General features: G+C 58.7%; 21 protein-coding genes and 1 pseudogene. 10 read left to right on the top strand and 12 right to left on the bottom strand.

What is annotated here, in order from left to right:
* The first annotated feature begins 20 nt into the window (after positions 1-20).
* The gene (locus IEX24_RS14520) at positions 21-212 is read left to right on the top strand and encodes a hypothetical protein (protein ID WP_188679383.1); all 192 of its coding nucleotides are present in this window, start codon (positions 21-23) and stop codon (positions 210-212) included.
* Here IEX24_RS14520 and IEX24_RS14515 read toward each other — a convergent pair.
* Complete coding sequence (locus IEX24_RS14515; protein ID WP_188679381.1) at positions 209-1,642, bottom strand: carboxylesterase/lipase family protein; 1,434 nt, start codon at positions 1,640-1,642, stop codon at positions 209-211. The genes IEX24_RS14520 and IEX24_RS14515 overlap by 4 nt on opposite strands.
* A gap of 208 nt (positions 1,643-1,850) precedes the next feature.
* Here IEX24_RS14515 and IEX24_RS14510 point away from each other — a divergent pair, with 208 nt between their 5' ends.
* From IEX24_RS14510 to IEX24_RS14480, 7 genes are all read left to right on the top strand, one after another.
* Positions 1,851-2,609, top strand: a complete 759-nt coding sequence (locus IEX24_RS14510) for a maleate cis-trans isomerase family protein (protein ID WP_372435732.1) — start codon at positions 1,851-1,853, stop codon at positions 2,607-2,609.
* The gene (locus IEX24_RS14505; protein WP_203586027.1) at positions 2,587-3,327 is read left to right on the top strand and encodes a VOC family protein; all 741 of its coding nucleotides are present in this window, start codon (positions 2,587-2,589) and stop codon (positions 3,325-3,327) included. The genes IEX24_RS14510 and IEX24_RS14505 overlap by 23 nt, the downstream gene beginning before the upstream one ends.
* Complete coding sequence (locus IEX24_RS14500) at positions 3,324-3,572, top strand: hypothetical protein (RefSeq protein WP_188679379.1); 249 nt, start codon at positions 3,324-3,326, stop codon at positions 3,570-3,572. Before IEX24_RS14505 ends, IEX24_RS14500 begins: the two co-directional genes overlap by 4 nt.
* Positions 3,569-4,777, top strand: coding sequence for an alpha/beta fold hydrolase (locus IEX24_RS14495; RefSeq protein WP_188679378.1), 1,209 nt, complete (start codon positions 3,569-3,571; stop codon positions 4,775-4,777). Before IEX24_RS14500 ends, IEX24_RS14495 begins: the two co-directional genes overlap by 4 nt.
* A 129-nt stretch (positions 4,778-4,906) precedes the next feature.
* Positions 4,907-6,610: an AMP-binding protein gene (locus tag IEX24_RS14490; RefSeq protein WP_188679376.1), complete on the top strand. Its 1,704-nt coding sequence runs from the start codon at positions 4,907-4,909 to the stop codon at positions 6,608-6,610.
* A gap of 114 nt (positions 6,611-6,724) precedes the next feature.
* Positions 6,725-7,174 (top strand): MaoC/PaaZ C-terminal domain-containing protein, encoded by a 450-nt coding sequence (locus IEX24_RS14485; protein WP_188679374.1) that lies wholly within the window; start codon positions 6,725-6,727, stop codon positions 7,172-7,174.
* The gene (locus IEX24_RS14480) at positions 7,171-7,869 is read left to right on the top strand and encodes a TetR/AcrR family transcriptional regulator (protein ID WP_188679372.1); all 699 of its coding nucleotides are present in this window, start codon (positions 7,171-7,173) and stop codon (positions 7,867-7,869) included. The genes IEX24_RS14485 and IEX24_RS14480 overlap by 4 nt, the downstream gene beginning before the upstream one ends.
* Before the next feature lie 212 nt (positions 7,870-8,081).
* Here IEX24_RS14480 and IEX24_RS14475 read toward each other — a convergent pair.
* Both IEX24_RS14475 and IEX24_RS14470 read right to left on the bottom strand, forming a co-directional pair.
* Positions 8,082-8,482: pseudogene (locus IEX24_RS14475) on the bottom strand (recombinase family protein); the annotation flags it as partial.
* Between the two features lie 386 nt (positions 8,483-8,868).
* Positions 8,869-9,357 (bottom strand): SDR family NAD(P)-dependent oxidoreductase, encoded by a 489-nt coding sequence (locus IEX24_RS14470; protein WP_203586026.1) that lies wholly within the window; start codon positions 9,355-9,357, stop codon positions 8,869-8,871.
* A gap of 59 nt (positions 9,358-9,416) precedes the next feature.
* Between IEX24_RS14470 and IEX24_RS14465 the strand changes: the two genes are divergently transcribed.
* Positions 9,417-9,656, top strand: a complete 240-nt coding sequence (locus tag IEX24_RS14465) for a hypothetical protein (RefSeq protein ID WP_188679370.1) — start codon at positions 9,417-9,419, stop codon at positions 9,654-9,656.
* A 339-nt stretch (positions 9,657-9,995) separates the two neighbouring features.
* Here the strand turns inward: IEX24_RS14465 and IEX24_RS14460 are convergent, their stop codons facing one another.
* From IEX24_RS14460 to IEX24_RS14440, 5 genes are all read right to left on the bottom strand, one after another.
* A complete protein-coding gene (locus IEX24_RS14460; protein WP_229715358.1) occupies positions 9,996-11,132 on the bottom strand; it encodes an MFS transporter in 1,137 nt (378 codons plus the stop codon).
* A gap of 123 nt (positions 11,133-11,255) precedes the next feature.
* Entirely contained in the window at positions 11,256-12,158 is a 903-nt protein-coding gene (locus IEX24_RS14455; RefSeq protein ID WP_188679366.1) for a dihydrodipicolinate synthase family protein, read from the bottom strand.
* A complete protein-coding gene (locus IEX24_RS14450) occupies positions 12,155-13,903 on the bottom strand; it encodes a dihydroxy-acid dehydratase (protein ID WP_188679364.1) in 1,749 nt (582 codons plus the stop codon). The genes IEX24_RS14455 and IEX24_RS14450 overlap by 4 nt, the downstream gene beginning before the upstream one ends.
* Complete coding sequence (locus IEX24_RS14445) at positions 13,896-14,417, bottom strand: hypothetical protein (RefSeq protein WP_188679362.1); 522 nt, start codon at positions 14,415-14,417, stop codon at positions 13,896-13,898. Before IEX24_RS14445 ends, IEX24_RS14450 begins: the two co-directional genes overlap by 8 nt.
* Positions 14,414-16,033 carry a GMC family oxidoreductase gene (locus IEX24_RS14440; protein ID WP_188679360.1) on the bottom strand — a complete coding sequence of 540 codons (1,620 nt, stop codon included), beginning with the start codon at positions 16,031-16,033 and terminating at the stop codon, positions 14,414-14,416. Before IEX24_RS14440 ends, IEX24_RS14445 begins: the two co-directional genes overlap by 4 nt.
* Before the next feature lie 87 nt (positions 16,034-16,120).
* Here IEX24_RS14440 and IEX24_RS14435 point away from each other — a divergent pair, with 87 nt between their 5' ends.
* Complete coding sequence (locus IEX24_RS14435; protein ID WP_188679358.1) at positions 16,121-17,092, top strand: dihydrodipicolinate synthase family protein; 972 nt, start codon at positions 16,121-16,123, stop codon at positions 17,090-17,092.
* A 91-nt stretch (positions 17,093-17,183) separates the two neighbouring features.
* Here IEX24_RS14435 and IEX24_RS14430 read toward each other — a convergent pair whose 3' ends face one another.
* The 4 genes from IEX24_RS14430 to IEX24_RS14415 form a co-directional block, all read right to left on the bottom strand.
* Positions 17,184-18,215: a proline racemase family protein gene (locus IEX24_RS14430; RefSeq protein ID WP_188679356.1), complete on the bottom strand. Its 1,032-nt coding sequence runs from the start codon at positions 18,213-18,215 to the stop codon at positions 17,184-17,186.
* A gap of 66 nt (positions 18,216-18,281) precedes the next feature.
* Positions 18,282-19,760 carry an aldehyde dehydrogenase family protein gene (locus IEX24_RS14425; RefSeq protein ID WP_188679354.1) on the bottom strand — a complete coding sequence of 493 codons (1,479 nt, stop codon included), beginning with the start codon at positions 19,758-19,760 and terminating at the stop codon, positions 18,282-18,284.
* A 131-nt stretch (positions 19,761-19,891) separates the two neighbouring features.
* Positions 19,892-21,373 (bottom strand): GntR family transcriptional regulator, encoded by a 1,482-nt coding sequence (locus tag IEX24_RS14420; protein ID WP_188679352.1) that lies wholly within the window; start codon positions 21,371-21,373, stop codon positions 19,892-19,894.
* Between the two features lie 82 nt (positions 21,374-21,455).
* Positions 21,456-21,794, bottom strand: coding sequence for a cupin domain-containing protein (locus IEX24_RS14415; RefSeq protein ID WP_188679350.1), 339 nt, complete (start codon positions 21,792-21,794; stop codon positions 21,456-21,458).
* Positions 21,795-21,827: the final 33 nt, after the last annotated feature.

Raw genomic sequence — 21,827 nt, 5'->3', positions numbered from 1 at the left:
TTCGAAGGAGACCATGCAGCGTGCCGCCGCTGAAGACGCCATCGGGACGCAGCTCCGACAAGCAGGCAAGCCAACTCAGATGTCACCTCTTCATGCATCAGACCTCTTCGTCGATGCAACTGTCGATCGGGTTGCGCAGCACCGGGGGATTCCTGCTCATCGCGGGAAAGGCGCTGCGCATCCCGAAGCGAAATCCTGCAATCGACGGCTAGCTTGCCCAGGCGACCCGCTCGTCTTCGCGTGGTGCTCGCACGAGCACGGAAGCCGGGGTGTCGAAGACCTGCACGGGGCGCTCCGAATCCCACGGCTCCCAGCCCGGGTTGCCGGTGATCGCGAAGGCGACCCACGCACGGTGCATGTCGTCCGCGACCTGCTGTGGCGCACCAGGTCCGGTCATTGACGTGAAGTCGTCCGAGTCGAGACGGTCGAACACGAATCCGAGTTCCATCGCGTGCGCGGCTCCCAGACCCTGCACGGGGCTTTCCCAGGCAAACTCGTAGACGAAGGTCGTCGCCCCATGAGCCGCGCGGGCATCCGCGAGAACGTTCATCGGATTGCGCATCATTCGGTCGCTGGCCATCGCGGCGAGAATGTCGGCCGGCGATGCGTCCGGGCGGTTGCCCCGGTACACCTCGATGACCTCGGCTGTCGCTCCCAGCTTCGGGGCCAATCCGGCGAACATCTCGTCCGTGATGTGCTGAAGGGGTGTGGTCTGCACCCAGAGCCGGGCCTCATCACGCGTCCAGCCCAACATAATCGGAACGGTCGATCCGGCCCCAGAGAGCAGGGCGGCCATTGGATCTCGTGGCACGCTGTCCCCTCCTGGTACCAGCACGAACATCGGGCCCCCGCCGAGGATGCTGGTTTCCTCGAGCACCGCGTCCTGCGCTTCGATAATTTTGTGAGGCTCCACGGCGGCGAAGGCTTCCCGTGTGGCTGAGACGCCGAGGCGATCCGCGATCAACTGGGTGATCTCGACGCCCCTCTCTTTGGTGCCCGCAGTGGGAACCGCGCTTTCCATGATGGCCTGCGCGCAGAGCTCGGCGGCATCATCCCGTGCGAGCACACACCCGGCCATCGTTGATCCCGCCGATTCTCCAAAGATCGTCACGCGACCCGGATCTCCGCCGAATGCGCTGATCTCGGCCTGAACCCACCTGAGAGCGGCAACGACGTCGGCGACCGCCAAATTCAGCGGGGCGCCCTCGAGCACGGCCGCGCCCTCGGCTCCGACCCGATAGTTGATCGCTACGTAGACCACCCCATCGCGTGCGAAAGGCACGCCAGAGTAACCCTCGAGACTGTTGGCCCCCCGCAAAAGCGCACCGCCGTGAATCCACACCATGACGGGCAGGTCGCGTGCCCCGTCGGGTACCCAGACGTTGAGATTCAGAAACTCATCACCCGCGATGATCCGGTTGGGAATTATGTCGACGAGGTCGGGGGTCCAGCCGGACTGCGGCGCGGTCGGGCCGAAGGCGGTGCCATCGCGTTCCCCTTCCCAGCCTGCATGCGGCTGGGGGGCGGCGAAGTGGAGGGGCCCGACAGGGGCCGCCGCGTAGGGGATTCCGAGGTACGACGTTATCCCATCCTCGGAACGGCCGGTAATCAAACCGCTGGATATCTGAACTATCGGGGTCATCGTTTCTCCTCATCGGTGAGCGTGCAACCTATTCGTAATGCAGCATTTCCAAAATGTCAAATGATTTTCGATAATGCTTTTTCTCGTCAGCCTGCTTGGATTCCAGGCCGTTCCGCGCAGGATCGACACCCGAATTCACCCCGCACTTGCGAAAGTGACATCTGTGGTGAATAATTAACGCACATGTCAAACGTCGAATGGAGATGGTGTGGATAACACTGTGAAGGTCGGTCTTATCGTTCCCAGCTCGAATACCACTGTCGAGACGGAGATGCCACGGATTCTGAACCGCTCGACGTCGCAAAACTTCAGTTTTCACTCCAGTCGGATGCGTATGAAATCCGTCTCCAAGGAGCAATTGCGCGCGATGAATGCCCAACGCGAGCGGTGCGTCATCGAACTCGGAGACGCCGGGGTCGACGTCATGCTCTATGCCTGCCTTGTGGCAATCATGTCGACCGGAGCTGGCGCGCATCGCGCCGCCGAATTCGGCATTGCCGAGCAGCTGGCAACGGGAGGGTCTGGTGCGAAGGTGCTTTCAAGTGCCGGCGCGCTTGTTGAGACACTGCACGCGATGGGAGCGAAAACGATCGCGCTTGTCACTCCCTATCTTCGGCCCCTTGCCGAAGAAGTGGTGGCATACATCGAGCACGAGGGCATTCGAGTGGCGGATTGGCGTGCCCTGGAAGTAGCAGACAACGCGGAGGTCGGCCGCATCCCCGGTAACCGAGTCATGGCCGCGGCACGAAGCCTTGACCTTGACGGTGTTGATGTGCTCGTGATCTCAGCCTGCGTGCAGATGCCGTCACTTGACCTTGTTCAACCAGCGGAGGACGAGTTCGGTATTCCCGTTATCTCGGCGGCAACCGCCGGAGCATTCGCCATTCTGCGCAGTATCGGCGCGCCCGTCGACATCGACGGCGCAGGGTCGCTTCTGCGCACCGATGCTGCCGTTCCGGCATCCTGACGCGGCGTTGCTGCGTTCATTTCACCAAGGAAGGACTGAAAACATGTCAGAGCAAGAACTCGAAGTGGTAAAGCCCGAGCACCGCGTACATGGAGTCGACCACGCCGCGTTCCCGACGTTCAACCCGGCTGCGACAGTGCGTTTCTACCGGGATATCCTCAAGTTCCCTGTTGTGCACTCGATCTGCGCGGCAGGCTGGGGGCCCGAGGATCACCCCGATTTCATTCATTTCTTTTTCGATATCGGTAACGATGATCGCATCGCATTCTTTTACTATTTCGGGCTCGAGCCGTTCGGTGACCAGTCGGCCCCGGGGGATGCGTGGGCCCGGCTGACCCCAGACACTCCTCTCTTCTTTAAGAACTCTCGTCATCTCGCAATTCACGTCAACGATGAAGAAGACCTGCTCGAGTACCGCAAGCGTCTCGATGCGTCAGAATGGCCTGTCGAGATGCAGGTGACGCACGAGACGATCGAGTCGATCTATACCCACGATCCGAACGGTTACATGGTCGAGATCACGAGGTCGTTGCGCCCGGTCACGCCCGAGGAAGACTTCGATGCGGTTCTCACTATCGACGCTCTCGTAGACGTGTTCGAGGCGGGCGAACCGACGCTGGATGCACTGCTCACCCGGAAGGCCGAGCTGATCGTGGCGCGAGCAGAGCAGTGGGAGTCGGCGCAATTGCCTATCCGTGACTCGGAGTTGATTCCGTGACCGCCCGCCTGTTCGTTCTCAAGACCCCCGAAAATCAGGGAGTCGTCGATGTCGCAGAGGGTGATCCGAGTATCTCCGTCGTGCCGGTGGGCCCGTATTTCAGCATCTCAGCGCCATCGACGATCGTGATCGATCGTCGAGCAACGGGCTGCCGACATGCAGTCTGGTACAGCGCTGTCGCAGGCCTGGATCAGTCCGTCATTACGCAACACGACAAAGACGCACTCCGCGTCGAGGCGCGATGAGCTCATCGGCTAACGCGACGACAACGGCGCACGAACTACGCACCGCAGATCGAGCAAAAGTTGCCGGACTGTTGCGTACCGTGCCAGGGGCAACGACCGTCGCGTTCATCATGCATCCGCGTCAGGACGTGTCGCACCACCCCCTGGTACCGGAACTCCTCGCACGCGGTTGGGCAGTATGGACTCAGGGAAGCCGCAGCCAGGGCAACGATCTCGCCCTGTTGCACGAGCAAGCGTTGCTCGACATGGCAGCAGGCCAGATGTTCTTGCGTGAGCGAGGATTCGAGAACGTCGTGTGCATTGGGCATTCAGGTGGCGCGACCCTCGCGGCCTTCTATTTTGAGCAGGCCATTCAGCCATCGGGTGGCCGCCTTAAGCAGGCTCCTGGAGGGCAGCCCGTCGCCCTGGCTGATGCAGACATGCCGCTGCCTGACGGCCTCGTTCTACTGGCACCTCATCCCGGGCAAGGCGTGCTGCTCGAACGCGTCATCGACCCGTCCGTTTTGGATGAAGCCGACCCGCTTTCTGTCGACCCGGAACTTGACCCGTGGAGCGCGATGAACGGGTTCATGCCACCTCCGACATCGTCGAACTATTCACAAGAGTTCGTGGATCGTTATCGACGGGGTCAACGAGATCGCGTGGCGAAGATCGATGCCTTCGCACGAGAACGCATTGGTGTGGCTAGCAACTCTAAGGCGTACTTTGCCGCATCCAACGACCCACAAGACGAGCGAGCATCTGTGGCGACCGGAGTGATGACAGTGCACCGAACGGATGCGGATCTTCGATCGGTTGATCTCTCCATCGATCCGAACAACCGGCGATATGGGTCGTTGTTCGGCCCGCGACCCGATCTGTCCGATTTCGGCGTCGCAGGTTTCGGCCGACTCGCCACCCCCGAAGCGTGGTTGTCGACCTGGTCGTCGATTTCGAGTAACGCCAACTTGGCCCGCAATCTGAAAGCAGTAACGGTGCCCACGCTTATTGTGGAGTTCACGGGCGATCAGGCCTGCTTCCCGGCCGACATCGCTGCGTTCACGGCAGCGTGCTCGGCGACAGACGTTGAAAACGTTTCGATCGCCGGGCAGCACTTCGGGGCGCCGATTCACCGCGGCGAAACCAGCGGCACACAGCTTGCCGGCTCGGCGATGTCGAATTGGATGGGAGAGCGCTTTCCTACCGGCGCATTCGTTTCGATGTAGCACCTAACCGAATCCAGTTTCCACCAGCAGCCACCACTCGGTGTGCTCGAACGATGCAGTTCGAAAGGCAAGAAAAATGAAAGACCCACTGCCCAGGTCTCGTCGGCATGGGGTGACTGGGAGGATGCGATGACATCACCAGTTTCTGATGCGAAGCTCATTCGGCATCAACCCGAACGAGCTGCGCAGTATTTCACGTCTGGTGCGTGGAGTTCCGCGACAACAATTGAACGTTTTTATGACGTTGCTGAACGCTTCGCTGGCCGCGAAGCCGTGCTCGGCATGGATGGTTCCCTGACCTACGCGCAGCTGGACGCGCGATCTGATCAGATAGGCGCGTGGCTGGCTGGCACCGGACTGAAGCGGGGTGAAACTGTTTTGTTTCAAACAGGCAATCTCACCGAGGGGGTGCTGGCCTTCTACGCATTTCTGAAGGCCGGCGCTGTGCCGGTGGCGACCCTCGCTGCGCATCGTGGTCACGAGATCGGTCAGATCGGCTCGAAGATCACGGCTGTTGCCCACGTCATCGATGTGGGCGTGTCGTCGGGTGCTCTGGTGCCGTTCGCACTCGAGAACGCTCGTGCTTCCCACAGCATCCGTGACGTCTATACCGTTGGAGGATCGGCAGACGGCTTAGTCAGGCTGACCGACATGGGTTTGGACATCGACCCAGATAGTGCACGGGCGACGGTCCGCACGATTCAGGCCGGAATCGATCCCGAGGACGTCGCCGTCTTTCAGCTTTCCGGCGGAACTACCGGTACTCCGAAACTCATCCCGCGCATCCATGCCGAGTACTGGAATAACGCTCTCCGAAACTCTCGTCAACTTGAACGAGACGAGACATCGCGCATCGCACATGCTCTTCCGTTTATCCACAACGCAGGCATCGTGCACTCCATCTTCGGCGCACACTCCGTCGGCGGCTGCGCAGTGACAATGCCATTCGCGCCCGCAGAACAAGCAATCGCCTTCCTCATCGCCTCCGATGCGAACGACATGATGATCGGCAGCGCGATGGCGCCGTGGACTGAACATCCTCTCTGGTCTGAATTCTCTCCCCACCTCAAGCGTCTGATGTTCTCCGGTTCCAAAGTGCCGGCATCGCTGTTTGACCGCATCGAGGTTGCGGGAACGTGGATCGGACAAGTGTGGGGCATGGCCGAAGGCCCGTATACCTCTACTGCCGCCACCGCGTCTGTCGAAGCAAGAAAGCAGACAGTCGGCACACCCGTCCATGAAATGGACGAGGTCCGAATCCTCGATGTCGCCACGGGCGTCCCCGTGACACACGGAACGACCGGCCTGCTGACCGTCAGAGGCCCATCAACGATTGCCGGTTACTTCGATGCTCCAGAACACAACATCGCGGCAATTCTGAAGGACGAATTTCTCGTGACAGGCGATCTTGGCCGGGTATGCATCATCGACGGCGTCGAATACTTATCGATTGAGGGGCGGATCAAAGACGTCATCAGTCGCGGTGGGGAAAAGATCAGTACCGAGGAAATCGAAAAGCTGCTACTGGCACACCCCCTCATCAGGGAAGCCGCCGTCGTTGCAATGCCAGACCCGCGGCTCGGCGAACGTGCGTGCGCGTATCTCGTGCACGTGCAACCCGATACGCGGATCAGTCTTGACGACATCCGAGCACACTTCGGCCAACTCGGGGTCGCCAAATACAAATGGCCCGAACGGCTGGAATGGATTGAGGCATTGCCCCGAACCAACACGCTCAAGATCGACAAAGTGAAGCTGCGCGACACGATCCACGCCATCGTACTGAGAGAAACCGAGCGGTCCGCTGCGCCGGAAGCGAGCATCGCGCCATGAAGATCGACTTTTGCTTCACTGACCCAACGAATTCTCGAAGCAGCTGACCCAGAAAGTCTGCGCCGCAACCACCTGACCCGCGTGGAACATCGGGCCCTCAATAGACTGGACCGCATGACCTACCGCCTCGCCGCTGAAGAATTGCCGGTCGGAACGACCATCGAACTGGGAAGCTACGACGTTCCACTTGACGAAATGGTCGAGTTCTCGAAGGCGTGGGATCCGCAGCCGTTTCACACAGACCCCGATGCTGCGGCCGCCGGATTCTTCGGCGAGATAATCGGTAGTGGCGTCTATTCGATGGCCGTTTTCCAACGACTGGCGGTCTTGGGTGCGTACCTATCCTGGGACATTGTTGCTGGGCGGTCGATGCGAGACGTTCAGCTGACGAGTCCGGTCAGGGCCGGCGCGGTGTTGTTCGCAGATCTCACCATCGACGACGTTGATTTCACGTATCCCGACCGGGCGCTGGTGAAAACGACTGGCCGGTTGCGCACCGACGATGCTCTCATCCTCACGCTATCGGTCGACATGTACGTGCGGAGAAGTGGAGCGAATTCGTGACTCACGATGAGCCTCTGCCTACCAGTTCCCGACACGACCTCGTTACAAAACAGATCTTCGAAACAGCGATCACCCTCATCGCTGAACGCGGATTTGCCGGGACCAGCTTGCAAGACATCGCCGACGCCGCGGGTCTCACTCGAAGCGCGCTGTATTACTACATTAAGAGCAAGGATGATCTGCTTGCGCGACTCGTGGGCCAGGAAACCGACGACATCGCTGATCGGTTGAGTGAAATCGCGAATGCGCCAGCATCAAGCTCTCTTGTCACTCTGCGTGAATTAGTTCGAGAAGCCGCCCTCAGACAACTCGCCGCTCCGGATCATTTCCGGCTTCTGGTTCGATCGGAAGCGGAACTACCATCAGAACTTGCTCAGACCTACCGCAATGGCCGTCGGCGGGTGCTTAAAGCATTTCAAGAGACAATCGAAGAAGGCGTTAACCGCAACGAAATTCGCTCGGTTGATGCTCGAACCGCTGCCCTCGGTGTGATCGGGATGGTCAACTGGGTGGCTTGGTGGCACAGACCTGGACAGATAGCCGTCGACGAAGCGATTGCCGCTCAATTCGCTGAGTTCGCGGTGGCCGGACTTGCACACGTCGATGACCGCGCGTCGGGATTGGTCGGGCCAGCACAGGCACTCGCGCTTCTACGCCACGACGTTGAGCTGCTCGAGCGTCTCATTATCGAATGAAACGACGGCGAACCGGCGTCACTCAACAATGCTGGAGTACTTCCCGGCGATGGAGCTGGCGTTCGACTACTCCATAAGCAACGCAGCACTGATATTGCAGCAGGTCGCCGTACTCCGCAACCGATGGCAGCGGTCTAGTATCCACCGGGAGTTCCTTCAGAATTGTGGCCAGGTTCTGCTCGGGGGTACCCTCCGCCGCCTGCTCGTACCTACTCCGCCAGGGTGGCGAGCATGCCAAGCATCATCCGGCCGGTCTTCGTCGATGGGTCGATCTCGTTCGACACGGAATGCACGCTGATACCTGCCTGCTGCAGCGACTTCACCGTGTTCAGCACATCGATCAGCGAACGGCCTAACCGGTCGATGCGCCAGACCACGACCGTGTCACCCTCGACGGCGTATTCAAAAGCAGCCGGCTCATTGCCGGCCGGCTCGCGGCGACCTTCGTTCCCGATGTCACGTCAGAGAAAATATCTCGACACTGCACGCCCAGTTTCGTCAACGCATCGATCTGCAACTGCACGTGCTGCCCAGCGGTACTCACCCGCGTGTACTGCAAGCGCCTCGTCCCGACTTTTTGCCCCAGAAACGCCCAAAACGAGCCTCGAGACATTCAGCCCTATAAGACGAGTTTCCGAGACAAACCACATCCGCGCAGTTGGCGAATTGTGTGGACTGTTTGCAGGGGGAGACCCGTGCTTCATTAACCTTTACCTTTATGAGACACCGGTAGAGACCACTTTTGACGGGGTCAACCGAAAGGTCCGCAATCCAAGGACTACAAGACGCTCCCCACTTGGCGAACTCCTAGACATCGCGATGAACACTATCTCCCTTCTTGCAAGAGTGCTGGGCGCACCCAGAACACCGACCGACAAAGGCTCGATCCATACCGAATAGTCCAACCGCACCGGCTGCACACAGCCTGATCGGGGAGGGATGACATGATCAAGAAGACACATGGACCTGAGGTCTATTCAATGAATATTTCCGAGAAAGTCACGGCGTTGACGCGAACTCCGAAGGGGCCGAGCTCTGCCGCCCATGACTTGTGAGCAGTCGCAGCGCGGCTTTGCTCGACCCCTCGAGTGCCATGGCGGGCATCTCGAAGTTGGCCACCATGGTCGAAATGTTGACGATTGCGCCTGAACCGCGGGTGACCATACCCAGAGCGAGCGCGGCGACGAGCAGGAACGGTGCTTTCACGTTGACTGCGGCGGTAGCGTCGAGCTCTTCGTCTGAGACGTCAGTTGTCGGCTCGAACGGGAAGGTTGCCGCGTTGTTGACGAGGGTGTCGATTTGGCCGTTGCCCAGCTCGATGCCTTGGTTCGCGAGGCTGCGTACGCTGGAGGCATCGGACAGTTCGGCTGAGACGAAGTCAGCAGTTCCGCTTGCCTGGCGTATTGCTGCTACCGTCGCGTCGCCGCGATCTGGTCTCGCCCGCTGGTGGAGATGCGAGCGCCATCTGCGGCGAGCGAAGCGCAGCACACGTCAGCGCACCGCAGCTGTTCCACTATTTTGACGACAAGAGCGCTCTGCGGATTGCGGTGATCGACTATCAAACCGAGGCCGTTCTCGGCGCACATCGCCCCGTGCTCGAGCGGCTCGACACCTTCGACGCTCTTCACGAATGGCGCGATCTGATCGTGTCGTCGATCGATTCGCGGCGCTGCATGGGTGGATGCCCGCTCGGGTCATTGGCGAGAGCGCTGGCCGAATCTGACCCTCCGGCCTGTGTGCGGCTCTCGCGAAATCGTTCGCCGCGTGAGAGCGCCGGCTCTGCGTAGGCCTCGAGACGATGCGGAATCGTGGCGAGCTGCGCGCCGACATCGATCCCCGAGCGTTAGCGACGAGCATTCTCGCCACCGAGCAGGGCGGGCTCTTGCTGAGCTAGACCAGGCGCAGTGCCGCGGCGGTTGACATGGCTATCGCTAACCAGACGACCCTTAGACCGATCGACCGCGAAGACCTGAGGGGAAGAGCTGCGAGGTAATCTCGAGCGTTCGGAATTCGCCCTAGGGCAAGGCGAATCAGACATCACCCGTCGCGATGGAGACCGATCGAAACCGGCTGCGCTCCTCGATTAGCTACGTAACACCGAACTCAGGGCGAAGTCGATACGGGAGCTACCTCGTAACCCGAGCTTTTCGTTTCTCACGCACTGAAACGTACGTATCGTTGGTTACCAAAATCAGCGTGGCGCATGCGAGCACAGCGGCGACTAAGAGAATTGCCTCGCGGAGGCCATAACGTTCACCGAGAAACCCGAGCACCGGGGGGCCAACCAGAAAGGCAAGGTATCCAACCGTGGTCACGGCGCTGACTCTTTGCCCAGGTCGATCGCTGCTGTCGCCAGCAGCAGAGATTCCTACCGGAAACCCGAGAGATGCGCCTAAGCCCCAGAGCACAACGCCACCCACAGTCAGTGCAGGTGTAGCGGCGACCGAAACGACAACCACGCCTATCGCGGCGAGCACAACGCTTCCAATGAGTACCCGAGACTTTCCGAGGCGTTGTATGAGGGGCTGACCCGCAAATCGACCGATCGTCATGACGGCTGCGAACGCAGCGAAGATAGTCGAGCTTTGGGCGCCTGTGAGACCGAACCCGTCAACCATCAGTAGGGGGAGCCAATCGTTTGCAGAGCCCTCTGCAAATGCGACAGCCAGCACGACCAGGCCAAGCACGAGCACGGTTGGCTGGAGCCACACGCTTCGTTTTCTACGTGCGGTCGTTAGGCCGAATCGTGAACCAAAATCAGGCGAACTCGCGCCCGTTCCACCGGGAATACTGAGTATGGCCCACAACCCGAGTCCAGCCATCACTATCGAACTGAGAACGAGGTGCCATACCACCGGAAATTGCGCCGCTGTTAGCGAGATGCCTAGTATGGCACCCACCAATGTTCCCAGGCTGTAGCACCCATGCAGTGTCGGCAAAACAGAGCGTTTCAAGAGCTTCTCTAGTGCCGCAGCGTCGATGTTGAGCGCAACCTCACCGAGCCCGCTCCCGATGCCGACGAACACGAGGCCGCTGAAGACGATCAACGCCGCTCCTGCCGAAGAGCCAACAGCTATCACAAGTACCCCGGTGATGACGAGTGCAATGCCCACCATGATGACCGGTCGCGTGCTCACGCGACGCACGAGCCTACCGGAGCCGACAACCCCTGCCATCGATCCCACAGACAAACCAAAGAGAACGATCCCCATCTCTGCGGTGTTCGCACCTACGGAATCCCGGATCGCCGGGGTGCGCGTCACCCATGACGCGATCCCGAGTCCGACAATGAACGTGAAAGTGAAGAGCGACAGTCTCCATCGAAGTAAACCTCGAGTCTCCACTACTCCACGCCCTGGGGCGATTGCAGGTTTGAAGGTACCGGTTCAGTCGAGTAGCTCATACGCCGTTCTCAGCGTGGCGAGGCGCCGCGCAAGTTCAGCTCGCTCTGGTTGCGATGGCATCAGGTATGGCGCCCGAACATCGCCGACATCGATTCCCTCGATTGCACAGCCCGCCTTGCATAACGACATGTAGTTCGGCGAGACCTCCATGAACCTCAGAAACGTGCGTAGTTCGCGCCAGAGTTCGAATGTGTCATCGGTCAGGTCTCTCCTTTTTAACCGGCCGACCAACGACGCCAAGATGTCGGGGATGAAATTGGGGACACCGAAAATCACTCCGGACGCGCGAGACGTTATGGCATCGAAGACCAGAGTGTCCATGCCGACATAGACCTGCAGACCGTGTTGGTCGTTTGTCACCAGATCACCGAGCAACCCAGGGTCTCCAGAAGTGTCCTTAATGGCGCTGACGTTCGAAAGCGCAGCCAGCTGTTCGATCTGCGAGAACGTAAGAACACCAGCCGGTGGGGTGTTGTAGAGCATGATCGGAAGGTCGACACTAGCGTTGACCGAATCATAGAAGCCGTATCGTTCGCTCCAATTGATGGGTTCGCCGAACGGGGATGCGACCAAAGCGCCGTGGGCGCCGATGGATTGCGCATGCTCGGTCAAACCGATCGTGTCTCGCGTGGCGAGACTTCCTGTCTGAACGATCACCGGAACTCGCCCCGCCGCGGCAGCCACGGCGCCTTCGGCCAAAGCGCGACGTTCGATGAGCGTCAACGATCCGAACTCACCGGTACCCCCACCCACCACCAGGCCATCCACTCCGCCTGAGATCTGACGTTCAATCAGTTCAGCGAGAGCATCGAGGTCGAGTTGATCATTTCGCAACGGGGTGACGAGGGCAGTGAGCAGGCCGTCCGGCCAGATCGTCGAACTCATTGGGTAATCTCCGCATCAAGTTGGTGGATAGTTTCATGGGCACGGCTCAAGAAGTCGAAATCACAGCCAGCGTTCGCCTGCGTGACGTTGGTGGCATATAAGCGAGCAAATCCGCGCTCCGGCAATTTCGCAGGCTTTCGCGGCGGCAATTCCGCACGTCGGATTTCGAGCTCGGCATCTGACACCTCCACATCGATACGCCGAAGGTTGATGTCAAGGTTGATGATGTCACCGGAGCGAACGAGACCCAACGGCCCCCCGACAGCGGACTCAGGAGCGACGTGCAGCACGGCGGTAGCTTTTACCGTGCCTCCCATGCGGTTGTCTGAAACGCGGAGCATGTCTGTAACTCCCAATCGCAGGAGCTTCTCGGGTACGGGAATACGGCCATATTCCGGCATGCCGACGGCACCTCGGGGGCCCTGTCCGCGAAGCACGATCACATCATCCTTTCGGATGTCGAATTCTGGGTCATACAAGTTCGCCTGTAGCTCTTCGTTGCTTTCGAATACCACCGCGCGTCCGCGGTGAACGAGAAGGTCTGGCGTAGCAACGCCTGTTCGGATAATCGCACCATCCGGAGCAATGTTGCCGCGGACCACTGCAAAACCCTGGGGCTGAGCCACGGGGTTCTCGAGGGTTCCAATCACTCGGTCATCCTCGATCTCGGCGTCGCTGATCGCCTCTCCCATGGTCTGCCCCGTCACCGTGAGCACGTCTCGATGAATGAGCGGCCCGAGGGCGTTGAGCAATGCAGGAACGCCACCCGCATTGAAGAAGTCGTTCATGTAGTACTTACCTGACGGCTTGAGATTCAACAGCACCGGGGTGTCGACCGACAGCTCGTCGAACCGGTCTAGCTTGAGATCGACTTCGGTGCGTCCGGCGATTGCGAGCAGATGAAGAACAGCATTGCTCGACCCGTCGACGGTTGCGAGTGCTCGAATAGCGTTATCGAAGGCTTCGGCGGTCATGATCTGCGACGGGCGCGTATCGTCTCGCACGAGTCGCATGATGTGTTCACCAACGTCTCTCGACATCGCAAGTCGGCGCGAGTCCACTGCCGGAATAGCAGAGCTACCGGCCGGAGCCATTCCGAGCGCCTCCGCGATCGTCGTCATCGTCGAGGCTGTGCCCATAGTGGTGCAGTGCCCGGCAGTTCGTTCCAACGATGACTCCAAGCAGGTCAACGCGCATTCGTCTAACTCGCCGCGATGAACGGCGTCAAATGCCTGATGCATATCCGAGCCGGACCCGACGTCTTTTCCTCGCCAGTAGCCCGTGAAAGAGGGGCCGCCCGGCAGTACGATGGCCGGAAGATCCAGCGAAGCCGCTGCCATCAGCATTGCGGGAATCGTCTCATCGCATGCGCCGAGCAAGACCAGGCCGTCCATGGAGTAAGTGATTGCGGTCTGCTCGATCTCCATTGCAAGGAGGTTGCGGTGCATGAACGAAATACCCATGGGTCGCGTATTGTCAGCGCCCATCGTCATCGTGTTGAACACACGGGGTAGCCCGCCGGCACGCAAAATCGTTTCTTTGACCGCGGCCACCATTCCGTCGAAGTGTGTGTGGCACCTGTTGAAGTCACTGGTGTTGTTGCAGATACCGATGATAGGTCGTTGATAATCCGTCTCTCGAAGCCCCATTGACTTGAGATGGGCGCGCTGCAAGAATCCGGGGATTCCCGTCATCTCGGTCCATTTCTGGCTTCTCAGATCGAGGTTGTCGTTGTCTTCAGTCATCGTTTTTCCCGTCTAAGAGAGTGGTTGTCGGGTAAATGGCGTCACTGGCTTGAGACGTCAAATGATGCACATGTGCTGACGCTTCTGGGCTAAGGGGGTCGCGGAAAAACGGTTCTCGCTCCAACATGACGTCAAGAATCCCTGTCGCGAACTCTTCGGCGAATTCATCCGGTCGCGCGGGTTGTCTGCGGTTTACTGGATACGACAGGCCTGCGAGCACGCGCGGCGACATATAGTACGAAGCGCTCACCAGCACGGCCAAGGTAGCGAAAGACGTGGGGTATTCCGACTCGTAAGCCTCGATGCTCTGCCAGGTCATGTTGATCGGCAGCAAATCGATTGCTGCTCTGATCAAGTCATCTGAATATCCACATGCGGCGACTGCCGCGCGAAGAAGCCCCTCGTAAGCAGGCAATCGATCGATTGTTGGAAGAGAGTCTGACCCAGGAATCAATATGCCGGCAAACGTCTTCAGATCGGTCACGTCACGCTCAGAAAGTTCGATCTCGCTCATGAGGGCACCCGCTGCCCCTTCGCTGTTTCAGCGATGTGCTCAGCCGCCCTGAGCGCCAGCGCCGTGATCGTCGCGGTGGGGTTCATGGCTCCGCTGGTGACCATAATGCTTCCGTCTACGATGAACAGGTTCGACACGTCGTGACTTCGGCCGAAACGATCGACGACGGAGGTCGCCGGGTCGTTACCCATGCGGGCCGTGCCAAGGATGTGTCCGGGCGCCTCCCGCCACAGTTTCGTTGAAGCAATATGGGCCGCCCCGGCCGCCTTATGCATTTCTTCCAGACGCTCGAGAGTGAAGTCCAGGTTCTTCTGCGTGTTCTCGCTGATTCTGTAGTCAATACGGGGAGCCGGAATGCCGTCACTGTCCGTCAGGTCGCGGTCGAGAGTGATGCGGTTTGTCTCCTCGGGAAGGTCACCGATATTACCCGCCCAGTTGAGCGCGCGACCTGCGTATTTGTCGAGGTTGTGTACCGCATCTCCCCACCGCTGTTCGAACGGCAGATCTTTGAACATTTCCAAGATGTGCAGAACCCCCGGAAGCGGCATTAGATTGGCCTTGGAACCGCCGTAGAACCCCCGTCTTACATCCGTCTCTGCAAACTCGAGAGAGTAGATCAATTGCCCTGCTGGTCCTTTCCACGATTCGATTTCCTCGTCGTACAAGCCCACGACAGCGTTGTTGGGATGCAACATGAGGTTCTTTCCCACCAACCCCGACGAGTTGGCAAGGCCATTGGGATGCTTGTTTGATGTCGAGAGAAGGAGGAGCCGTGCTGTGCCGATCCCGTTCGCCGCCATGACAACGGCGCTGGTCTGTTGCCTATGCTCACGGCCTTCGCGGTCGATCCAGATGACCGCGTCGGCTAAACCCGATTCGTTTACCGTGATTTCGCGAACACGCGCTCCTGTCACCAGCTTGGTTCCGGCTTCAATGGCCTGCGGCCAATATGCGAGGTCGAACGAGGCTTTCGCGCCGGCCGGACAACCGGTCTCGCAGACACCCCATCGCACGCACTGTTCGAGATTCTTGTGCTTGAAAGTCGGAATCGCCTGGGTTCCGGGCCACCAGTGCCAACCGAGTTTGTTGAGGGCCTCGGCGGCGATCAGACCACCCTTGCCCAGAGGATGCGGTGGCATATCGAAATCTTGTGGGGGATATGCGGGGTCTCCGCCCAGGCCCGCTACCCCTATGACTTTGTCGATGCGCGTGTAATACGGCTCGAGGTCGTCGTAACTGATCGGCCAGTCGTCGCAAATTCCATCAAGGGTCTTCATCCGGAAATCCGAGGGAAGAAGTCGCAGCCAGTGCGCCCCATACATCAGGCTCGACCCTCCGACGCCGCTGAACATGATTGGCACCACGTCTGTGTGATCCAGATTCATCGGGTAATCTTCTGGGCGATTTCTTGTGTTGTTGTTCCAGCTCCACTTTTGCTGCAACAGAAGCTCGAATTCCGGTTTGTTCCCGGGATAGTCGGCAGGGCTCACCCAATCGCCTTGTTCCAGGCACATGACCGTGAATCCCCGCGAGGCGAGGGTATGCGCGACGACAGCGCCCGATGGACCAGCTCCGACGATGACGATGTCAACGGCGGCTTCATCTTTGAGACTCATATTTTCACTCCATTGCGACTTGCCCGTGCTCCGACGATATTCCTCTAGCAACAGTGCGTCAAATTATTTGCAAGTTAATATTTAGAAGTGTACTTTAAGAAAAACGCCACTTTGAAGCTGGGGAGAACTATGGATCGTCATTCTGTTGACTGGCACGGCTATTGGGTTGCAGCACCCACGCCATTCGGAGACGACGGTCTCATCGACCCCGACCTGCATCGAGCGATGATTGAGATGTACATAGCTCAAGGGGTTAAAGGTCTCGTCGTCAATGGTTCGAGCGGTGAATGGTGGGCGCAAACGCTCCAGGAGCGCAAAACAAATGCTGAGCTCTTCGTCACCATTTCCGGTGGAAGAATTCCTGTCATTGTTGGCTGCTCCGGTTTCACACCCGACTACGTCGTGGCACTCGCTCAGCATGCCCAGCACATCGGCGCGGATGGGGTTCTTGCGACTGCGCCTGCATACGTTCATCCGACGCAACAAGAGATCTTCGCATTCTTCTCAGAGATCGATCAGCGTATAGATCTTCCTCTCTCGATCTATAACTGGCCGCTCGGAATCGGCACCGAGATCGAAGTATCTACGATGCTCAGGCTGGCTGAGCTCGACCACGTGGTATCGATCAAGAACAGCACGGGCAACCTAGTCGCACTTCGTCAAGCCGTTGTCGAGTTGAGCCCGATAGTGCGCGTCTTCGCGAACTTGATATCACCTGCAGGAATCGATGTGATCCAAAATTACGGCAGCGACGGATTCATCGACGGTGGCGGGCTGGGCGCGCCGTTCGGGGTGCCATTTTTCGAGGCCATCGATGCGGGCGACATCGACCGCGCGCGCGAGGTTGCAATTAAGTACTCCACCTTGATGACCGGTCTTTGGAATCCCGACTTCAGTGGTCGTTTTGCCGCGCCCGTGGCGCAGCTCAAAGCGGCGATGCAGATGCTCGGCCAACCGGGTGGGGTTGTGCGCAGCCCGCTCTTGCCGTTGTCCGATCCCAGTTCGACCGCTCAACTTCACGAGTTGCTCAGCTCAGTTGGATTGCTGTCCGTCGAATAGGCGTCGGGATTCCTGCCGCCACGAGGCTAAACCTCGATGTTGAAATAATGGCGGCAGGAATCCAGCATTCACGGCGGCTACGTCATGACTGTCACAGCTGCATCCAGGTGTCGGCTAGGGTATAGCCGGTTTGAAATGGGTCAGTCGGGTCTACGCCAACCTGAGAAATGTCGGTGATCCAGGCCTGCCCGGCCACGCTCGGCACAACGGCAGCGATTCCACCTACGGTCGTCAGTGACTCAATGGTGCTGTCGAACTTCGTTCCGATGATCGACTCATGCACGAACCGTTCGCCTTTTTGAATCTCACCTTTGGCGTGCATCACGGCTAGACGAGCAGAGGTGCCGGTGCCGCACGGGCTACGATCCAACCGACCCGGAGACACAGCGACAGCGTTTCGAGCCGTCAACACTCCGCCCTCTCGTCGGATCGGATTAGTGAATTCGGTTTGAGTGATTCCCGGGAAGTCAGGATGCACCGGATGCACCGCCTGAAGCTGCTCGGCGGCGGCCAGCTTGATACGTTGGCCGAGTATCGCGATATCGCGAGCTCGCGCAGGAACGATCTCGATGCCGACGCTCTGAGCGTCAACGAGCACGTACGCCATGCCGCCCCACGCGACGTCGACCGTCACCTTTCCCAAGTCGGGTACATCGATCACCGCATCGAGCTCGTAGACGAACGCCGGCTGATTCAGGAACCGCACACTCGTGACTTTTCCATCGCTGCACTGGCACTCGAGTTCAATCAGACCAGCCGGCGATTCGAGAGTTAGGTTCGTCACGGGCTCTTGCATGGGAATCATGCCTGTCTCAAGCAAAACCGTCGCGACGCAAATTGTATTACTGCCAGACATCGCCGGATACTCGGTCGATTCGAGAATGACGTACCCCATTTGTGCGCGCGGGTCATTAGACGGCAGAATGACGTTCGTGCTGCGAATGACGTTGCCGCGCGGTTCGTGCAAGAGGCGGCGCCTGAGATCGTCTCGATGTTGTTCGAGATAGTTTCGCTTGTCAAACATTGTCTGCCCCGGAATGTCGCCAATTCCGCCGACTACGACGTTGCCCACCTCCCCTTCGGCATGGCAGCCAACGACATGTACTAAATTGTTCAATCGCATGAATATTCGCTCTCGTCTTACTTCATCGGGGGAGCGGTTGCACACCCCTGTGTCGGGTTTGATTCGTTAGTGCTGGTCGATCATGACGTGCTTCAGACGGGTGAACTCGATAACACCCAGCTCGGCGTTCTCGGTACCAATGCCAGAGGAACCAAACCCGCTCACGGGAAGATCCGCAGCGAATACCAGATGCGTGTTCACCCACACGGTTCCGAAATCGAGCGCATTCTGTACGCGAATCGAGCGACCGACGTCGGTGGTAAAGACCGAAGCCGCGAGCCCGTAGCGAGTTCCATTCGCCAGCAGCAGCGCCTCGTTCTCTGAATCGAAAGTTTGAATTGTAAAGACCGGACCGAATATTTCCTCCTGCACGAGCTCGTCGTCTTGTGAGACTCCGGTGATGATCGTCGGCGGGAAATAGAAACCTTCGCCCGCAGGCACCGTGCCGCCAGTCACCACCTGTGACAAGGCGCTGCGTCGTTCGATTTTCTCGAGAACTCGAGTGCGCTGACTCGCTGATGTCATTGGGCCAAGAGTTGTGCTCTGATCAAGAACATCGCCGATTCGCTCGACGGTGCAGCGCACGATCAGGGCCTCGGTAAATTTTTCGACAATCGAAGAATGCACGATCAGTCGACTCGCTGCCATGCACTCTTGCCCAGTGTTGTACAAACCCGCAATCACGATTGCATCGACAGCGGAGTCAAGAGCTGCGTCATCGAAGACAATGACGGGAGCATTGCCACCCAACTCCATGATTGCTTTCTTGACACCATCAGCGGCGGCTATGCCGACCTTACGACCGGCCTCGATAGACCCGGTGAAAGACACGAGATCGACGTCTGGGTGCCGAGTGAGCGCCTCGCCGACACTGTGGCCGGTTCCGAAGACGACATTGAACACGCCGGGAGGGAGCACGCGAACGCTGAACTCTGCCAGCCAGGCGGTGGAGTAGGGCGTCGTCTCGGCAGGCTTAATCACCACCGTGTTGCCAGTGGCGAGGGCGGGAAACAACTTCGCAACCGCTTGTAGGAGCGGATAGTTCCAAGGGGTGATGCCGGCAACGACGCCGACCGGTTCTCTCCGCATGACCGACGTCACTCCGTCGAGATAGTCACCGCCGGCGGGGGCGGGCAGCGAGCGGGCGGAGCCAGCAAAAAAGCGCATTGCGTCGACCACGCCGTGCATTTCTTCCTTTGCGGCCGTGATCGGCTTTCCCGCGTCGATTGCTTCGATCACCACCAGTTCATCAATGTGCTGCTCGACGAGCGTCGCCAGCTCGAGCAAATAGTTCGCCCGAGCAGCGGGTGTCAGACGAGCCCATGCTGGTTGGGCGGCCGCGGCGGCCGAGACAGCGACATCTACATCGACCGCCGAAGAAGCAGGAACGCGCCCAATCTCGAGTCCGGTTGAAGGATCAACCACAACGAGTTGGTCGGCTGATGTCGAGGGAGCCCAGCGATTATCTATGAAATTCCCGATTACCCTTTTGGAGAAATCCCGCACCACTGTTCGCTGGTCGTTCGCCAGTTGCTCATTTGACATCTGTTTTCCTCATTTTTTGAAAGATTGCCTGTGAATTCGGGCGCGAATAAGTAGGCAGCGGATACTGCCGGTAGACCCGAATTCGCGACCCAGATCGGGAGCACATCGGTGATCCCGATGGCGCTCAGTAGTTATGCGAGAATGTTGGCTGTTTCAGTGCTCACTCGGGTATTTTTCAGAACCAGCGACCAGCCGAAAACGCCGATCGAGAACACGTCATCGCTCGATGCCGGCCTGACCACATCACCAACGTCAAACGACACAGAATTCGACATCACCACTCGATTTTCAGCGTTCACGACGACGCAGGAGCTATCGAGTCCGGCAAGAAACGATGAGAAGTGACGCTCTAAGTCGGCGACCAAGAGGTCGACCGTCACGACCCCGAGAAACCGGTCTTCGAACAGAATGGGGGACGAAAACGTGACTATGTAGTCATTGTTTCCCCCGTAGTCCACATACGGGCCGGTCGCCCAGTCTGCTAAGCGCTGTCGAGGCTGGGCTATGAACTCCCTGGCTTCGTAGTCATAAAAGTTTTCGTCTTCGGGATCGAGAATGTGATGAGTATTTTCGACTGGACCCGATGGCGTCGTCTCCCACCAGTTGATCCAGTAGGGATGCTCGGGCACTACTCCGACCTCTGCCATGACGCCGAGGCCGAGGCTGAAAATAGGAATCCGATCGAACGCAGGAAGAACAAGCAACGAAACCCCTGTGCGAATTTCACGGGCCGACAGCGTCGCACCTAATAGGGGCGCGGTTTTTACTGCCAAGGCCCCAATCTCGGATGCCAGCGAGCCGACGAACAGTTCTACTTCCGCAGCGAAGCTCTCACCGCTCACGGCCTTGACTCTGGCACCGCTTTGCCGATCTCGGCTCGCAATCAGCTCCAATCGTAAACGCGCCAGCTCATCCACCATCGTGAGAATGTGAGTTGATGCCAGAACGCGGGCGTAGTCCGAATTCTGGGTGCCGACGCAGTGCACGATCTCGCTCAGCTCCGCAGACCTCAGCGCCCGTTTGGGTTCGTCGTCAAGCACGAGACCGAACAGCCAATCGAGCTGATCGTGCATGGCAAATCCGGCCTGACTCAACCTCATGGATTGGCCGGCCGCGGCCAGCTCCAAGTAGAAACGGCCGTGCGCACGACGTGCTTGTTCAGCCGTCTGGGCCTCGGAGACTTGATGTGCGTAACCGGAAAGCCTCTCGAGGTTCGAAGGCGATGCTCGCCGCGCAGCAAGATCTGCGGCCTGCGCAGAAAGCATGCGTCGCCAATCCCCGAGGTCTCGTAGCTCCGAGAAAGTCAAGCGGCATAGTTCGTCGTGAGCGAGCGATTCTGTGACGAGCGATTCAGTAACGAAGCTGCCTCCGAACTTGCCAGCCCGAGTCTCGATCGCGCCTTCTTCGCGCAACGTCGTGAGTGCCTCGCGAAGCGCAAAGGCTGAAATGCCAAATTGTCTCGCCAGCTCCGCCTCTTTCGGAAGCTTGTCACCACCGGCCACCAACCCGAGTCCGATGGCAGATCTAATTCTCTGCACCACCGCGGCAACGATGTCCGACGATGGCAGATTAGAGAAGACCAGATCTCTGCTCGCAGATGGAAATGGAGGCATGTTACCCCGTCCAATCAGTGACTCGGTACAAATGGTAGCGCGAATGATTCGAGGCGTATCGAACCATAGGCGTCATCATGACTCAAACTATTGGTTCGATGGGAGTGTCTGAGAGCAACACGGTTACATCGTGAAAGTCTGAGGAGTGTTCGAAAGTGACTTCCATGCCTTTCTTCAAGTAGCAGGCGTCACCCACGCCCATCTCGAAGGTTTCGCCTTCTACAGTGATTTTCGAGCTTCCAGCGACGATATAGATGAACTCGTCAAACGGCATCGTCATCTGATGGAGGCCGGATTCTTTGAAGCTTCCCGCAAGCCGGGTTCCATCATCTGATGCATACAGAAGAGCCATCTCGCCCGCGGAAAATTTCTTGAACTCCGCGCTGTGTGCGTTGAAGTGAGGTACTACGCTGCCTGACATTTATGTTCTCCTTCGTTTGACGTTTCCCGCTGA

The sequence above is a fragment of the Subtercola lobariae genome (assembly GCF_014640255.1).
In the GTDB taxonomy this organism is placed as follows: Bacteria; Actinomycetota; Actinomycetes; order Actinomycetales; family Microbacteriaceae; genus Subtercola; species Subtercola lobariae.
Note: the sequence above shows the minus strand (reverse complement) of the source record. Positions and strands in the feature narration are given on the sequence as shown.

What these genes read in the sequence shown, in the direction of transcription:
- IEX24_RS14515 (WP_188679381.1), bottom strand. Translation starts at nt 1,642, where the DNA reads ATGACCCCGATAGTTCAGATATCCAGCGGTTTGATTACCGGCCGTTCC.
- IEX24_RS14505 (WP_203586027.1), top strand. Translation starts at nt 2,587, where the DNA reads ATGCTGCCGTTCCGGCATCCTGACGCGGCGTTGCTGCGTTCATTTCAC.
- IEX24_RS14495 (WP_188679378.1), top strand. Translation starts at nt 3,569, where the DNA reads ATGAGCTCATCGGCTAACGCGACGACAACGGCGCACGAACTACGCACC.
- IEX24_RS14490 (WP_188679376.1), top strand. Translation starts at nt 4,907, where the DNA reads ATGACATCACCAGTTTCTGATGCGAAGCTCATTCGGCATCAACCCGAA.
- IEX24_RS14485 (WP_188679374.1), top strand. Translation starts at nt 6,725, where the DNA reads ATGACCTACCGCCTCGCCGCTGAAGAATTGCCGGTCGGAACGACCATC.
- IEX24_RS14455 (WP_188679366.1), bottom strand. Translation starts at nt 12,158, where the DNA reads ATGAGTTCGACGATCTGGCCGGACGGCCTGCTCACTGCCCTCGTCACC.
- IEX24_RS14450 (WP_188679364.1), bottom strand. Translation starts at nt 13,903, where the DNA reads ATGACTGAAGACAACGACAACCTCGATCTGAGAAGCCAGAAATGGACC.
- IEX24_RS14445 (WP_188679362.1), bottom strand. Translation starts at nt 14,417, where the DNA reads ATGAGCGAGATCGAACTTTCTGAGCGTGACGTGACCGATCTGAAGACG.
- IEX24_RS14440 (WP_188679360.1), bottom strand. Translation starts at nt 16,033, where the DNA reads ATGAGTCTCAAAGATGAAGCCGCCGTTGACATCGTCATCGTCGGAGCT.
- IEX24_RS14430 (WP_188679356.1), bottom strand. Translation starts at nt 18,215, where the DNA reads ATGCGATTGAACAATTTAGTACATGTCGTTGGCTGCCATGCCGAAGGG.
- IEX24_RS14425 (WP_188679354.1), bottom strand. Translation starts at nt 19,760, where the DNA reads ATGTCAAATGAGCAACTGGCGAACGACCAGCGAACAGTGGTGCGGGAT.
- IEX24_RS14420 (WP_188679352.1), bottom strand. Translation starts at nt 21,373, where the DNA reads ATGCCTCCATTTCCATCTGCGAGCAGAGATCTGGTCTTCTCTAATCTG.
- IEX24_RS14415 (WP_188679350.1), bottom strand. Translation starts at nt 21,794, where the DNA reads ATGTCAGGCAGCGTAGTACCTCACTTCAACGCACACAGCGCGGAGTTC.